Annotated in this window: 13 protein-coding genes; 9 read left to right on the top strand and 4 right to left on the bottom strand. The window is 62.7% G+C overall.

Translation table 11 applies throughout. From position 1 onward, the window contains the following. Positions 1-63: 63 nt before the first annotated feature. The 3 genes from I5L79_RS00065 to I5L79_RS00055 all read right to left on the bottom strand — a co-directional run bounded on the left by I5L79_RS00065 (position 64) and on the right by I5L79_RS00055 (position 5,215). Entirely contained in the window at positions 64-2,880 is a 2,817-nt protein-coding gene (locus I5L79_RS00065) for a gliding motility-associated C-terminal domain-containing protein (RefSeq protein WP_196952981.1), read from the bottom strand. Positions 2,881-2,990: 110 nt separating this feature from the next. Beyond that, complete coding sequence (locus I5L79_RS00060; protein WP_196952980.1) at positions 2,991-3,752, bottom strand: carboxypeptidase-like regulatory domain-containing protein; 762 nt, start codon at positions 3,750-3,752, stop codon at positions 2,991-2,993. A gap of 248 nt (positions 3,753-4,000) precedes the next feature. Further along, positions 4,001-5,215, bottom strand: a complete 1,215-nt coding sequence (locus I5L79_RS00055) for an MFS transporter (protein WP_196952979.1) — start codon at positions 5,213-5,215, stop codon at positions 4,001-4,003. A 226-nt stretch (positions 5,216-5,441) separates the two neighbouring features. On the opposite strand from I5L79_RS00055, the gene I5L79_RS00050 reads away from it, so the two are divergent. From I5L79_RS00050 to I5L79_RS00030, 5 genes are all read left to right on the top strand, one after another. Beyond that, a complete protein-coding gene (locus tag I5L79_RS00050; protein WP_196952978.1) occupies positions 5,442-6,077 on the top strand; it encodes a hypothetical protein in 636 nt (211 codons plus the stop codon). Positions 6,078-6,150: 73 nt separating this feature from the next. Next, positions 6,151-6,594 carry a GNAT family N-acetyltransferase gene (locus tag I5L79_RS00045; protein ID WP_196952977.1) on the top strand — a complete coding sequence of 148 codons (444 nt, stop codon included), beginning with the start codon at positions 6,151-6,153 and terminating at the stop codon, positions 6,592-6,594. A gap of 2 nt (positions 6,595-6,596) precedes the next feature. Then, a complete protein-coding gene (locus I5L79_RS00040) occupies positions 6,597-7,250 on the top strand; it encodes a tetratricopeptide repeat protein (protein ID WP_196952976.1) in 654 nt (217 codons plus the stop codon). Continuing rightward, positions 7,247-8,200, top strand: coding sequence for an MBL fold metallo-hydrolase (locus tag I5L79_RS00035; RefSeq protein WP_196952975.1), 954 nt, complete (start codon positions 7,247-7,249; stop codon positions 8,198-8,200). The genes I5L79_RS00040 and I5L79_RS00035 overlap by 4 nt, the downstream gene beginning before the upstream one ends. Positions 8,201-8,255: 55 nt before the next feature. Continuing rightward, entirely contained in the window at positions 8,256-8,567 is a 312-nt protein-coding gene (locus tag I5L79_RS00030; RefSeq protein WP_196952974.1) for an antibiotic biosynthesis monooxygenase, read from the top strand. 51 nt (positions 8,568-8,618) lie between these two features. Here I5L79_RS00030 and I5L79_RS00025 read toward each other — a convergent pair whose 3' ends face one another. Continuing rightward, on the bottom strand, positions 8,619-9,215 hold the full coding sequence (locus tag I5L79_RS00025) for a nitroreductase family protein (RefSeq protein ID WP_196952973.1): 597 nt from the start codon (positions 9,213-9,215) through the stop codon (positions 8,619-8,621). Between the two features lie 215 nt (positions 9,216-9,430). Here I5L79_RS00025 and I5L79_RS00020 point away from each other — a divergent pair, with 215 nt between their 5' ends. The 4 genes from I5L79_RS00020 (at position 9,431) to I5L79_RS00005 (ending at position 13,363) form a co-directional block, all read left to right on the top strand. After that, positions 9,431-10,756, top strand: a complete 1,326-nt coding sequence (locus I5L79_RS00020; protein ID WP_196952972.1) for a hypothetical protein — start codon at positions 9,431-9,433, stop codon at positions 10,754-10,756. 228 nt (positions 10,757-10,984) lie between these two features. Beyond that, entirely contained in the window at positions 10,985-12,370 is a 1,386-nt protein-coding gene (locus tag I5L79_RS00015) for a class I SAM-dependent DNA methyltransferase (RefSeq protein ID WP_196952971.1), read from the top strand. 12 nt (positions 12,371-12,382) lie between these two features. After that, a complete protein-coding gene (locus tag I5L79_RS00010) occupies positions 12,383-13,057 on the top strand; it encodes an HNH endonuclease (RefSeq protein ID WP_196952970.1) in 675 nt (224 codons plus the stop codon). Between the two features lie 15 nt (positions 13,058-13,072). Next, the gene (locus tag I5L79_RS00005) at positions 13,073-13,363 is read left to right on the top strand and encodes a type IIL restriction-modification enzyme MmeI (RefSeq protein ID WP_196952969.1); all 291 of its coding nucleotides are present in this window, start codon (positions 13,073-13,075) and stop codon (positions 13,361-13,363) included. The last annotated feature ends 343 nt before the right edge of the window (positions 13,364-13,706 follow it).

Below are 13,706 nucleotides of genomic sequence, written 5' to 3'. Positions count from 1 at the left end.
AGCTTCTGCTTGCCATCTTTCACTCAAGTTCAAGGACAGCGCACATGGTGAAAATAATCAGCCTTAGTGCGCAATGGTAACGTAGCCTTTGTACTGGCGTTGGTTGGTGTAGCGGATCAGATAGAAGTATACTCCAGCCGGCAGGCCACCCCCATCCCAGCGGAAGCTGCGGCTGCCCGACTCGTACACCTGCTTGCCCCAGCGGTTGAACACCTTGATACTGGCAAAGCGTTGGGCGCAGTAGTCCGGCGGCAGGGTGGGCAGCTCGAAGAAGTCGTTGCGGTTGTCGTGGTTAGGGGTGAAGATGTTCGGCGGCTCAAAGGCAGTCAGCTCGGGATTGGCCACGGCAAAGCGCACGATCTGCTCCTGCGGCTGCGGGCTACAGGCCCCTTCCTGCAAGGCAAACACTACTGCGTACTCCTGCCCCAGCGTTAAGCCACAGCCGGGCGTCCAGCGGAACGTGCCCGTGGCCTCGCCGCCCGTAGTGCGGGCGCTGAACTGCATGCCCGCCGCCGCCAGGTCAAAGCCCACGCCCCGCGCCGTGAGCGTGAGCGGGTTGCCCTCCGCATCCCGGCCCGTCACCGGAGCTTCCAGCGTGGTGCCGGGTAGCAGGGTAATCGGTGCGGCCGCGGTAAACAGGGAAGAGGAAAGCACCGGGGCCGTGTTCGGGTCATCGACCTGCAGCGTCACCACCAGCTCGGTTACGCCTGACGTGCCACAGGGTAGGTCGGAAGCCGTGAAGGTGAAGGCGTAGCGGGTTTGCCCCGGCGCAGGGCAGGGCACCTGCCAGCGAAAGTGCCCGCCTAGCTTTTGCACACCCGGCTCCAGCGTGAACTGGGCCCCCACGTCCGGGGCACTGAAGCCGTTGCCCCGCATGCGCAGTTCCAGCGGGTGGTTGTCGGGGTCGGTGGCCAGCACATCGAAGGAAACGACCTGGCCCACGCGCACGCGCAGTGGGGTGGTGCTGCTGACGGTGGCCGTGAGCACCGGGGCCTCGTTGTGCAGGTCGATGCGGATGGGGATGCTCAGGCTGGTGCGTTGGGTGCTGTCGCAGGCCCGGGAGGAAGCCGTGAAGGTAAATACGTACGGCTCCGTGGCCGCCGGCAGGCAGGGCACCGTCCAGACAAACTCCCCGCGGGTGGTGCCCGTTCCGGCCTCCTGGCTCAGGCGGGCGCCCAGCGCCTGGGGGGAGAAGCCCTGCCCGGTCAGGGCCAGGGTCACGGCGTCCTGGTCGGCATCGGTGCCCGTCAGCGAAAAGCGCAGCACCTGGTCCGGGCGCACCACCAGCGGGCGGGTGGCGTCAGCTGTCGTCGTGAGCTGGGGTGGAGCGTTCGTCTCATCGATTTCGACGGCTACCACGAGCGTATCGGCCTGCACCCGGTCGCAGGGCGTGGCCACGCCGATAAACAAAAACTCGAAACGCCGCTTGCCCGCTACGGGGCAGGGCACAAGCCAGCGGAAGCGCCCGCGCAACTCCTGGCCGATGGGCGTGGTCGTAAGTTCGGCGCCTACTGCCTTTGCATCGAAGTCCCGGCCCTGCAGCGTCAGCGTCAGTGCGTCCTGCTCCGCGTCGCGGGCAAAGACGTCGAAGCTCACCACCTCCCCAGGTTTGGCGCGCAGGGGCGTAGTCGCCGTGGTGCGCAGCTCGGGCACGGCATTCGGTGGGGAGCGGGAAATAAAGGCCACCTGCACCGTGTCGCGGCGGGGCAGGCTGCAGCCGTTGTCGGCCACAATCACATCCAGCAGGAAGACCTTGCCGCCCGTGTCGATGCACTCGGCAAAGCACAGCGTGGAGGCCAATGTATCAGGCGCACCAGGGGCCCGCACGGTGCCCTGTTTGAGCGTGAAGGTGGGCAGCGGGCCCCGGAAGTTGACCGGGTGCAGGGAAAGCGTCAGCCGGGACGCAGCGTCGGGGTCAGTGAAGCGCAGCGGCAGGCAGCGGTTCGGGCCCGGCTCCAGCCGCAGCGTGTCGCGGCCGGGCACGTAGGCCCGCGACTGGTCAGGCAGCCGGGCCGAGAGCGAAGGCGTCTGGTTGGGCGGGCAGTTGAGCACTTTCAGCTGAAAGTCGCGGCGCACCTCGCCCAGCTTGACGCCCTGGCGGTACTCCGAGCACTTGATGCTGAACACGAACAGCCCGAGCTGAGACGGGCGCACCTGCAGGCGGCCGGTGTGGCGGTCAATGGTCAGGGCCGGGGAGCCCAGGATCTGCGTAGCAGTGCTGTAGCCCGGGAGCCAGCGAATAGGCTGGTAGGGGGCCGCCGTGGGCACGTCGGGCTTGGTGTTGTTGATGTCGGTGCTGCCGTTCAGGGGCGTGGCCAACTCGTAAACCAGCGAGTCGCCGTCGGTGTCTTCGCCCCCGAAATCGAAGTAGAACAGCTCATCCTTGCAGGCGTAGTCGCTCAGGGGCGGAAAGATGCGGGGGGTGGAGTTGCGCAGCACCTGGCCGTTGCGCACCACGGGCGGGAACTCCAGGTAGAAGACCTGGGCGGCGTCGCCGGGGCTTTCGATGTTGTTGATGGTGCCGTTGCGGCAGCAGCGCTCCACGGCGGCGTAGTAGCCTTGGGTGTCGGCGTAGGTGGCGGCCGGCAGTTCCACCAGGCGGGTATACACCAGCTTGCGGGTGCGCAGGGAGGAGGCCTCGCACTCGGGGTTGGTGTAGGCCACGAACGAGTCGCTGATCAGCGGTAGGAATACGGCCTGTAGCAACTGGTTCGTGCGCTTGGAAAACAAGCCCACGGTCAGGTCCTGGTCCAGGGCGTTGGCGTTGCCGTTGATGTCGTCGAAGTACAGGTTCAGCGTCAGACGGTAGGTGTCGCCGCTTTGGTGCTGCAGGTCCAGCTCTCCGCCCACAATGTGCGTGGCCCGGGTTGGGTGGGCCAAGATCAATAGGAGCAGGAGTAGGCCCCAGCCGGCCTGCTGAGAGAAACGGAATCGGCCGGAGGGGAGCGGTAGAGGCATATTACTCTTTCAATATTCCTGTCTGGTCTCTCTCACGGATAGGTGAAAGAAATGGCGGAGGCATTAGTAAGCTGCGTTTGAGAAGCCGGAAATACTTCCTTTCCCGTTTTTGCGTCCAGATAGGAATCGGCGGCTGGGTTTTCGGGGAAAACTGCCACCTGATTAACCAAGTACGGTTTGAAGCCTAGGTCGCGAAGTTTATCATAGGTTAGACTATCTCTCCATAGGTCCGGATAAGGGCCTCCTTCTTTCACGGGAATGGTATAATCGTACTCCGTGGGGGTAGGTGGCTTATCGCCGATGCGCAGATAGAGGCGTCCGGTGCGGATGATAGGCTGGTCAGACTGCCGGGCTGATAAGGCACCCGCCAGCAACAGATCATTCGTTCCGATAGGCCGCGAGCGAGGCCGCACACTCATCGTCCAGGTAGGTATCTGCCCCAAGCGAACCGGCTTATTTAGACTGGTATTTTCCTGCACCGACAGTTGCTCGGTTTGGTAGGTGCCATAGCCGTCCTTGCTGATCTGCAGCCGATGCTTGCCTTTGTTCAGACCAGTCAGGGTAAAGCTGCCATCGGCAGTAGTCGTAGCCGTTGGCCCGCTTGTTTGCCCGAGCAATGACACGACGGCGCCGCTGTTATCCGCCGCCGTATGGCCCTGCTCATCCAGCAGGAGGATGGTGCCTTGTACAACCCCGGATGCGTCTTCTTTGTCGCACGCCCAAAGGGTAGCTACCAGTAAACCAAGGAGCAGGAACTTGCCTGGAATAAAAACTAAAGGTTGTGAACGTCGCATAGCTAAGCAGGCTGTGGCCGAGAGAGTATTAATGACAGATTGGATAGGCAAGCAGGCTAGATCAGGGTTTCCAGCTAAATAGGAAAGCAAGATATGGTATATCAGCCAAGAGTTAGCCTATAGAGCCATGGCGCCCTCCAAAATCCAAAGCAACCGGAATGGTCATGGCAACTCTCAGTGGAAACCCTTCACCCTCAGCACAACCCAGCCTGTACATGCACCTCGGCAAGTATACTTCAGCGGCTGAATTACTTGGGTAGAAGCCCGGGGGCCGCGGTTTCGGCCAGGGGCTCGGGGGCTGGCTCAAGCGGCGTGGGTTCTTCTTCCTGGCTTGGCATCCCGATGGCGAGGAGCCCGATGGCCGCTCCCATCAGGGCTACGAAGGCGAAGGACAGCCGCAGGTTGAACAGTTGGGCCAACAGCCCGATAAGCGGCGGCCCGGCCAGAAAACCGAAAAAGCCGACTGTGGATACCAGGGCCAGCGCCACGCCCGGCGAAATACCTTTCACGCGGCCCGCGGCACTGTAGGTAAGCGGAATTACGGACGAGGTGCCGAAGCCTACCAGCAGAAACCCCAGCAGCGCCGTGGGCAGGCTGGGAAACAGCACCGCCGTGAGCAGCCCCAGGCAGATAAGGGCGCTACTCAATTGCAGCACCCGCGCCACGCCCAGATGGCTGGTCAGCAAGTCGGAGCCGAAGCGGCCCAGAGCCATAGTGCTCATGAAGGCCACGTAGCCGCTGGTGACCCAGGCTTTGTCGGCCTGCACTACCTTTTGAAAGTACACCCCGCTCCAGTCGAACATGCACCCTTCGCAGAGCAGCCCGAACAAGGCAATAAGCCCCAGGCGCAGCAGCAAGCCGTCGGGCATGCGCAACACAAAGCCGGTACCGCTGGCGTGCCCCGTAGGCTTGGGTAGGCCACCCCGCACGGCCAGCAGCAGCACCAGCAGCGCCGCGCTGACGCCGGCAAAGTGAATCAGGGGCGGCTGGTGCCAGTTACGTAACGGCGTAGCCACAACACCGCCCACAAAGCCGGCTAGGCTCCAGAGCCCGTGAAACGAGCCCATAATGACGGAGGTGCCGTAGCTTTTCTGCACTTCCAGGGCCTGGGCATTCACGGAAATATTGAGCAGGTTGCCGGCGCTGCCAAACAAAACCAGTGCCCCAGCCAGCGTCCAGGTGGTAGGCGCCCAGCCCAGTAGGGGGAGGGAGAGGGCATAGAGGGCTGAGGCCAGCTGCACCACGCGGCGGCTGCCGTAGGTATCGGTCAGCCAGCCGGCCAGGGGCAGGGCCAGCAGGGAGCCCAGGGGCATAGCCAGCAGCAGCTGGCCCAGCTGCCCTTCGGAAAGGCCCAGCTGCAGGCGGATATCGGGGATGCGGGAAGCCCAGCTGGCAAAGCACAGGCCACTGAGAAAAAACAACGCGCTAACGGCGGCGCGGCTCCGGCGGGGAGAAAAAGACATAAGCAAAGGAGTAGAGCAAAGCCGTGGGAATTTCAGCGTAGCGCCTCCTGGGGTCAAAAAACCAACTGCAAGTTCCGACAAAAAGGACAATCGGGCACTGATACGGGCGCCGCCGGAAAAAGGTACGGTTCGGGTTGGGGCTTGCACGGCGGCCCGGCAATCGGCAATTTGCGGGCGACGGGCCGCCGGTGCGGGCCGCATTCGTTTGTTTGCTGAAGCCGCTGCCATGCTTTCTTCCACCCACTACGCTGCCCTGCCCACCGCGCCCGCCCTGCAGCACCTCTGCCAGGCCCTGGCTGCCCTCGACGCCATCAACTCGCCCGACCCGGAGTACCGCTACTACACCTACGACCCACTCTGGGACATACAGGAGCAGCTGTTTGAGCTGAACGACGGGGAAGGCGACCAGCTGCTGGTGCTGTTCCGGCCCGAGGGCTGCTGTATCAACGGCTTTCTGGCCGGGTACGACCAGCCCGAAAAAGCCCAGGTGACGCGCGGCCTGCCCGAGGCCTTCGAGGAGTTCATGTTCGGGGAGCCGGTGAGTTCTATTGGTACCACGTTCTGCCTATGGTACACGCCCGCCCACGGCTGGCAAACCGGCCTGATCGAAGACGAGGACGACGGCTCCGACGAGCTGCTGTTTATCTTCGACGGCCAGCCCGAAACGTACGCCGACTGGGCCAACGAGTACTACCTCGAAGACACCGACCGGGACCCGATTGAGCCCGAAGACGTAGCCCGCATCTACCGTCACGAGCCCCTGACGAAAGCCACCGCGCTGGCCCTCAACAACGAGCTGACCGACTGGCCTCAGCTGGCGGCCGACCTGCAGGAAATTGGCTACCCGTATGAGCTCAGTTAATTAGCAGCTCGTCATTCGTAGCGCGTCACGCTTCTGCATGACCGGCGCGACGACCAGTTTACCCCAACTCCCTATGCTTTTCCGCGACGCCCGGCCCGAGGACATCCCCCAGCTGACAGCAGTGCGCTTTGCCGTGCGCGAAAACGTGCTGCGCAACCGCGCCCTCGTCACCGAAGCGCACTACCTCGATTACCTCACGCGCCGGGGCCACGGCTGGGTGTGCGAAGAAGCCGGGGCAGTAGTGGGTTTTGCCATTGCCGATCTGCAGGACCACAATATCTGGGCTTTGTTTGTGCATCCTGATTTCGACCAGCGCGGCATCGGCAAGCGCCTGCACCAACTCATGCTCGACTGGTACTTCCAACAAACCCCCGAACCCGTCTGGCTCAGCACCAGTCCCGGCACCCGCGCCGAGGCATTCTACCGCCGCCAGGGCTGGCAGGAAACCGGCCGCACCAGCAGCGGCGAAGTACGCTTTGAAATGACGCGGGCAGGGTGGACTGAAAGAGGAGAGTAGTAATGGAAACCACGCGCTATCTGCAGAAACAGGCTGATGCCGGGGATACTGATGCCCTGTTTCGGCTCGGCTACCGGCTGGCTTTTGGCCGCCATCGGCCCCGCCCGGTGGCCTGGGAAAAGGTGCTGCATTACTGGGAAACAGCGGCGAAACAGGGACATAGACGCGCGTTATTTTACTTAGGCACTTGCTACGAGCACGGTAGAGGAGTACCTATCGATGTGCACCAGGCATACCAGTATTTTCTGCAGGCGGCGGAACAAGGGCATATTGATGCGGCCTACAATGTTGGGTTCAGTCTCCGGGAAGGAAATGGAGTGGAGCAGAACCTGCCATTGGCGGTATCGTGGTTCCGGCGGGCCGCCGAGGCCGGAGATGCAGAGGCTCAGCGCGACCTGGGCTACTGCTATATGCAGGGCTTGGGAGTTCCAGAGGATTTCAGCCAGGCGGTGTACTGGTACCGGAAAGCGGCCCGGAACGGGGATAGAAAGGCGCAATACAACCTGGGTTTGTGCTATCTGTCCGGTGAAGGTGTGGCGGCTTCCGACCGTTGGGCAGCCTTCTGGTTTGGCAAAGCGGCTGGTGCCGGGCACCGCAAGGCCAAACAGGAGTTGAAGAGACTGTTCACAGACACTACAGCCAGGAACCGGCCATGAGCTACAAACGAACTGGTTGTATTTGTCTGGTGCTGTGGCTGCTGACCCTGCCTGCTATTGCCCAAACCACCTTCACCGTCGTGCCCCTGGGCGTGCGGGGCGGCGGCGACGAAAGCAACCTGTCCTGCTACCTGGTGGCTGCGGCCGGCACTTCTGCCTACATCGGCCTCGACGCCGGCACCGTGCGCGCCGGCTTAGTCAAGGCAGTAGCTGCCCAAACTTTTCGGGCGCCCGTTGAAGCCATCCTGCGCGACTCTATCCGCGGCTACTGCCTTTCGCACCCCCACCTCGACCACGTAGCCGGCCTGCTGCTCAATGCCCCCGACGACGCCCGCAAACCGCTCTACGGCCTGCCCGGCTGCCTCGAAACTCTGCAGAAAAGCTACTTCAACTGGCAGGCCTGGCCCAACTTCGGCCCCGGCGGCGCGGCCCCGGCCTTGGGCAAATACCAGTTCCAGCCCCTGGCGCCCGGCCCCGAAACCTCCCTGGCCGGCACCGACCTGTTCGTGCGCGTGTTCCCGCTCAGCCACGGCCCGGGCTACGAAAGCGCGGCATTCCTCGTGCGCCACCACAGCAGCTACCTCCTGTACCTGGGCGACACCGGCGCCGATGCCCTGGAAAAGTCCGGGCGGCTGCGGGCGCTGTGGCAGGTGGTGGCCCCGCTGGTGCAGCGCGGGCAGCTGAAGGCCCTGTTCATCGAAGCCTCGTACCCCAACGAGCAGCCCGAAAACCAGCTCTTCGGCCACCTCACGCCCCGGCTGCTGCTGCAGGAGCTGGATGTGCTGGCGCAGCTCGCCGGCCCCAAGGCACTGCGTGGGCTGCCGGTAGTTGTAACGCACAGCAAGCCTGCGGCCGATAACGAAGCCCTGATTCAGCGGCAGCTTGGGGCGGCCAATGGGCTGGGCGTGCGGTTTGTTTTCCCGCAGCAGGGCCAGCGGCTGGGGTTTTGATTGGGAAAACAGCCGGGTTCAGCTACTTTGGCTTCTCTTCAGCCAACCAAACGCCATGAGCAAGCTTATTACCCGCATCTGGCACGGCACCACGGCCGCCCACCACGCCGATGCCTACCTCCAATACCTGGAAAAATCCGGCATCCGGGACTACCGCCAAACGCCTGGTAACCGGGGCGTGCAGGTGCTGCGCCGCTTGGAAGGGGAAATCTGCCATTTCTGGACCGTCACGCGCTGGGACAGCTACGCCAGCATCCAGGGTTTCGCCGGCGAAGACTACGAAAAGGCACGCTACTACCCCGAAGACGCGCAGTACCTCCTGGAGTTCGAGCCCACTGTGCTACACTGCGAGACGTTCGAGTTTTAAGGGATAGGAGGGAGGGCTTGAGCCGGCTTCAACCAAGCAGGCCGCCGCACCTTACTCCCGTACCCAGGTGACTTTCTCCTCGATGGGCTTGCGCAGGTTGCGGCCGGGAAGCTGGGCTACGTAGCCCAGGTAGAAGAAGCCGAGCAGCTTGTCTTCGGGGCCGAGGCCGAAGAAGGGCTTGGCTTCCTCCACGTACGTAACGCCGCCCGAGCCCCAGTAGCCGCCCAGCCCGTAGGCCACGGCCGAGAGATGCAGGTTTTGCACGGCGCAGGCCACGGCTTCTACTTCCTCGATTTCGGGCAGGATATGGTGGCGCTTCATGCCGATGGCAATGACGTGCGAGGCCAGCAGCGGATTCTGCGCCAGCTTCTGGGCCTTCTTCTCGTCCACCAGTTCCCCGGCCTGCGCCCGGTAGAGCCCCGACTGAAAATCGGCTAGCCGCTTCAGTCCCTCACCGCTGAACACCACAAAGTGCCAGGGCTCGGTGCGCTTGTGCGTGGGCGCCCAGTTGGCGTTTTCCAGCAGCTGCAGCACGATGTCGTCGGGGATAACGCGGCCGGGCTCGAACTGCACCGGCTGAATACTGCGGCGGGCCAGCACAAGGTGGTTGAACTGCTCAGGAGTAGGCAGAAGAGAAGTGGTACACATAGCAGGAAGAATCGGAAGATGGAAGCGGCGCGGCCTGCAAACGGCCGGCTCGGGTAGGAAAGCCACTGCCCGGTGGGTTTGTTTCGGGCCGTGCCCCGGCGGCCTACCTACCAAATTCGGTTGTTGCCATACCGGAATACCCCGGCCGCTACTAGCGGTTAGGATATGGGGCTGGCCGCGTGGACTTTTAGCTGCTCCTGCTAACCTTCCTGCTTATGAAAACATGCTACCCCACGCTGCTGCTGCTGCTGCTCGGTACCATCGCCCGCGCCCAAACCACGCCGGCTACCGGCTCCGTCGGCATCGGCACCAGCACGCCCGACGCCAGGGCCGCCCTCGACATCAGCAGCACCGACAAGGGCCTGCTCATCCCGCGCCTCGACTCGGTGCAGCGCGCGGGCATTGCCGCGCCACCCGACGGGCTGATGGTGTTCCAGACCGACGGGCGCCAGGGCTTCTGGTACGCCCTCGGCGGCCAGTGGCTCTATATTCCCGATAAGACCAGGGCGGGCGACAACCTGGGCAACCACGCCGCCACCCAGAACCTGAGCCTGAGCGACTACGACCTGCGCCTGCGCAACCCGCTCGACATCTACAACGGCCTGGGCTGGTACGGCAATAGCCGCAGCGCCAAGAACTGGCTGGCCCAGGACATCGACGGGCCCGTGCTCTACGGCTTCGGCGGCGGTGGGCTGGGTACCTACGCCGCCGGCACTCAGACACTGGCGCTGACGTGGCGCAGCAACGGCCGGGTGGGCCTCGGCGAGCCGAACCCGAACACGCGCCTGAGCATCACGCCCACCGTCACCGAGGCCAAAATCACGCTGTACGACGGGGGCAGCCTCTCCAACCACTACGGCTTTGGCGTCAGCGGCGGGCAGCTGAACTACCACGTCGACGCCACGGTCTCCAGCCACGTGTTCTACGCCACGGGCAAGAACGGCACCGGCACCGAGCTCATGCGCATCCGGGGCAACGGCCGGGTGGGCATCGGCACCAATGACCCGCAGCAGGCCCTGGACGTGAACGGCACCGCCCGCGCCACCAACTTCGCCTACGACGCGGCCCAGACGCGCTACCTCACCCTGACGGCCGCGGACTTCATCAGCTCCGCCACCAACGCCTACGACACCAACATCACGATTGGCTCGGCCACGGGCTCCCCGCTGATGCTCAACCTGCTCAGTGGCACCGCCGGGCAGCCGGGCTACGTGGTAGCGCCGGTACACCTGCCCCAGGGAGCCACTATTACCAGCCTCGCCCTGACGGCCCTGGACAACGACGGCACCAGCGTGGCTCCCCAGGCCCTGCTGGCGGCGGCCAGCAACAGCACCACCAGCAGCAGCCTGTTCGTTTCGTACACCACCCAGGTGGCCCTGACGACCGAAAGCAGCATCTGGCAGACCGTCACCCAGCCCACCAGTCACGTCGTGCGCAACGACCTGTACGCCTACAACCTGCGCGTGCGCCTGGCTCAGAACAGCGGGGCCACCCTGGTATTTTGCGTGCGCATCGGCTACACCGTGGCCCAGCCCGACTAAGCCGCCGCCCTAACCGCTCTGCCGGCCCGGCCGCCGCTCCCGCTCCGGGGGCGGCGGCCGGGCTTTTTGGTCGGTAGGGGTCCGCCGGGTATCTTCCGGGCCGCTTGCGCAGCGGCTGTCTGCTCCCGGGCCTGGTTCGTCGGCTATCCGGCCCTTTATCGGTCAGCCCTCAGCTTCGCCTCCGAACAACTGCCCCCTCCTATACCCGTATCCTCTTTCCCTTTCCCTATGGCTCTTTCCTTATCCGAATTAAAAGACCGCGCCATCCGCTTTGCCCAGGAGTGGCAGGGCGAAACCCGCGAACATGCCGAGGCCAAAGCCTTCTGGATTGACTTCTTCAACGTGTTCGGCCTGAACCGCCGCCGGGTAGCCTCCTTCGAGGAGCCCGTCAAGAAGCTTTCCGGCAAGCAGGGCTTCATTGACCTGTTCTGGAAGAGCACCCTGCTGGTGGAGCACAAAAGCCGGGGCAAGGACCTGGACCGCGCCTACCAGCAGGCCATCGACTACTTCCCCGGCCTGCAGGACTACGAGCTGCCCAAGTACATCCTGGTTTCCGACTTTGCCCGCTTCCGCCTCTACGACCTGGAGGAAGGCCAGCAGCACGAGTTTCCGCTGGAGGAGCTGCACCAGCACCTGCACCTCTTCGCCTTTCTTACCGGCTACCAGAAGCGCCAGTACGCCGCCGAGGACCCCGCCAACATTCAGGCCGCCGAGCTGATGGGGGCCCTGCACGACGCCTTGCTGCAAGGCGGCTACCAGGGCCACAAGCTGGAAGTGCTGCTGGTGCGGGTGCTCTTCTGCCTGTTTGCCGAAGACACCGGCATCTTCGAAAAGGACGCTTTCCGGGCCTTCCTGGAAGAGCACACCCGCCCCGACGGCTCCGACGTGGGCACCCGCCTGGCCCAGTGGTTTGAGGTGCTCGACCAGCCCGCCGCCCAGCGCCAGCGCAGCCTGCCCGAGTATTTGCAGGTGCTGCCCTACGTCAACGGCACGCTCTTCACCGAGTTCTTCCCCTTCCCGGCCTTCGACGCGGCCCTGCGCCAGCAGCTCATCCGCTGCACGTACTTCGACTGGTCGCGCATTTCGCCGGCCATCTTCGGCTCCCTGTTTCAGTCGGTGACGGACCCGGTGAAGCGCCGCAACCTGGGCGCCCACTACACCTCCGAGACGAACATTCTCAAGGTGATTCGCGGGCTGTTTCTCGACGAGCTGGAAACCGAGCTGCGGGCCGCCGGCCACGAGCGGCGCAAGCTCGATGCCCTGCACCGCCGCCTGGAGCGCACCCGCTTCCTCGACCCCAGCTGCGGCTGCGGCAACTTCCTGGTGGTGACCTACCGGGAGCTGCGCCGCCTGGAGTTTGAAATCCTGGAGCGCCAGTACCCGGCCGGCCCCGACCGGCAGACCGTCAACCTGACGCTGCTGGCCCGTGTGCAGGTAGACCAGGCCTACGGCATCGAGGTGGAGGAATTTCCCGCCCGCATTGCCGAAGTAGCCATGTGGCTGATGGACCACCAGATGAACATGCGCTTCTCCGAAGCCTTTGGCACCTACTACGCCCGCCTGCCCCTCACCCAGACGGACCTTCTATCTTTTCACACTCTCCTGGCAGCTTAAAAAAACCGTCTTATGACCTGGCTCGAATACATTTTATTAGCACTGAAAAACCTAGGAGGAAGTGCTTCTTATGCTGATATATACGCTGAATTAGAAAAAATAAGACCTCAACCATTTACTACTGAATGGAAAGCTACTGTTCGCAGAACAATAGAAATGCACTCCTCCCATTCAGCCAATTATGCCCTTAGTCGGCCTGACTTATTTCGTTCGGTGGCAGGCCTAGGCAAAGGAATTTGGGCCTTGAACAATTTCCAAGAAGCTATTCCTACTGCTTCTGATATAGAAGACCCTAATGCACAAGAGATAAATACACAAGAGCCTAAAGCACCATATACTTCTCCCAAGCCTAATTACTCTACTCAAATTGTCACTCGTATAATTCGAGATGGTGCCCTCTCTAATGAGTTAAAGAAGCTGTATAAGTATCGATGCCAAATTTGCGAACATAGCATTATACTCAATAATGCAAAAGCATATGCAGAAGGCCACCACATCAAACCATTAGGCAAACCACATCATGGCCCAGACATTGTAGACAATATGTTAATAGTATGCCCTAACCATCATTCAGAACTGGACTTTGGAGCCCGCAGAATTCGCTTGCAGGATCTAAAACTTATTAAGCATACTATTATGCCTCAATTTATTGACTACCATAATCGGGTAATCTACCCCTTGAAATAAACCACGCCCAAGCAAGTGGCCGCCGTGGAAGCCAAGGCCCAACAGGTGCTGGCCGTGCGCCAGCAGTTCCCCGACGAATCCCTGGCCACCCTCTACGACCCGCTGACCATGCCGCCCGCGCTGGTGAAGGCCCACCAGGAGCTGGACCGCGCCGTGGATTTGTGCTACCGCCCGGCAGCCTTCCCCACCGAGCTGAGCCGGCTGGAATTCCTCTTCGAACAGTACCGGCAGCTCGCGGCCCCGCTGCTGCCCGTGGCCGGATCCGCGCCCAAGGGCCGCCGCAAAGCCGCCCCCGCCACCGAATAAGCTCTGCCCCCTACGCCCGATGCCTGCCTTCCCGAAGCGGAGCGCAGGCATCGGGCGTGAAAAGACCTTCGGAAGCCTCCTTCACCGGTGAAGAACACTTCCGAAGGGCTTATGGAACGTCCTTCACCGGTGAAGGACGCTTGCCGAGGCCTCATGGGCCGTCCTTCACGTAGGCGGGGCGGCTCCGGAGGCCTCCTGGGTCGTCCTTCACCGGTGAAGGGTAGGCCCAAAGGGCTTCGGAACCACCCTTCACCGGTGAAGACGATTAGGAAGTGTTAACAGTCGCGCAACCAGAGTATAGTTGCGGCAATATGAACGAAGGCCAGAAAATGCGCATCCAATT

The organism is Hymenobacter guriensis, assembly GCF_015773195.1.
Lineage (GTDB): Bacteria > Bacteroidota > Bacteroidia > Cytophagales > Hymenobacteraceae > Hymenobacter > Hymenobacter guriensis.
This window is presented reverse-complemented; position numbering and strand designations above follow the sequence as displayed.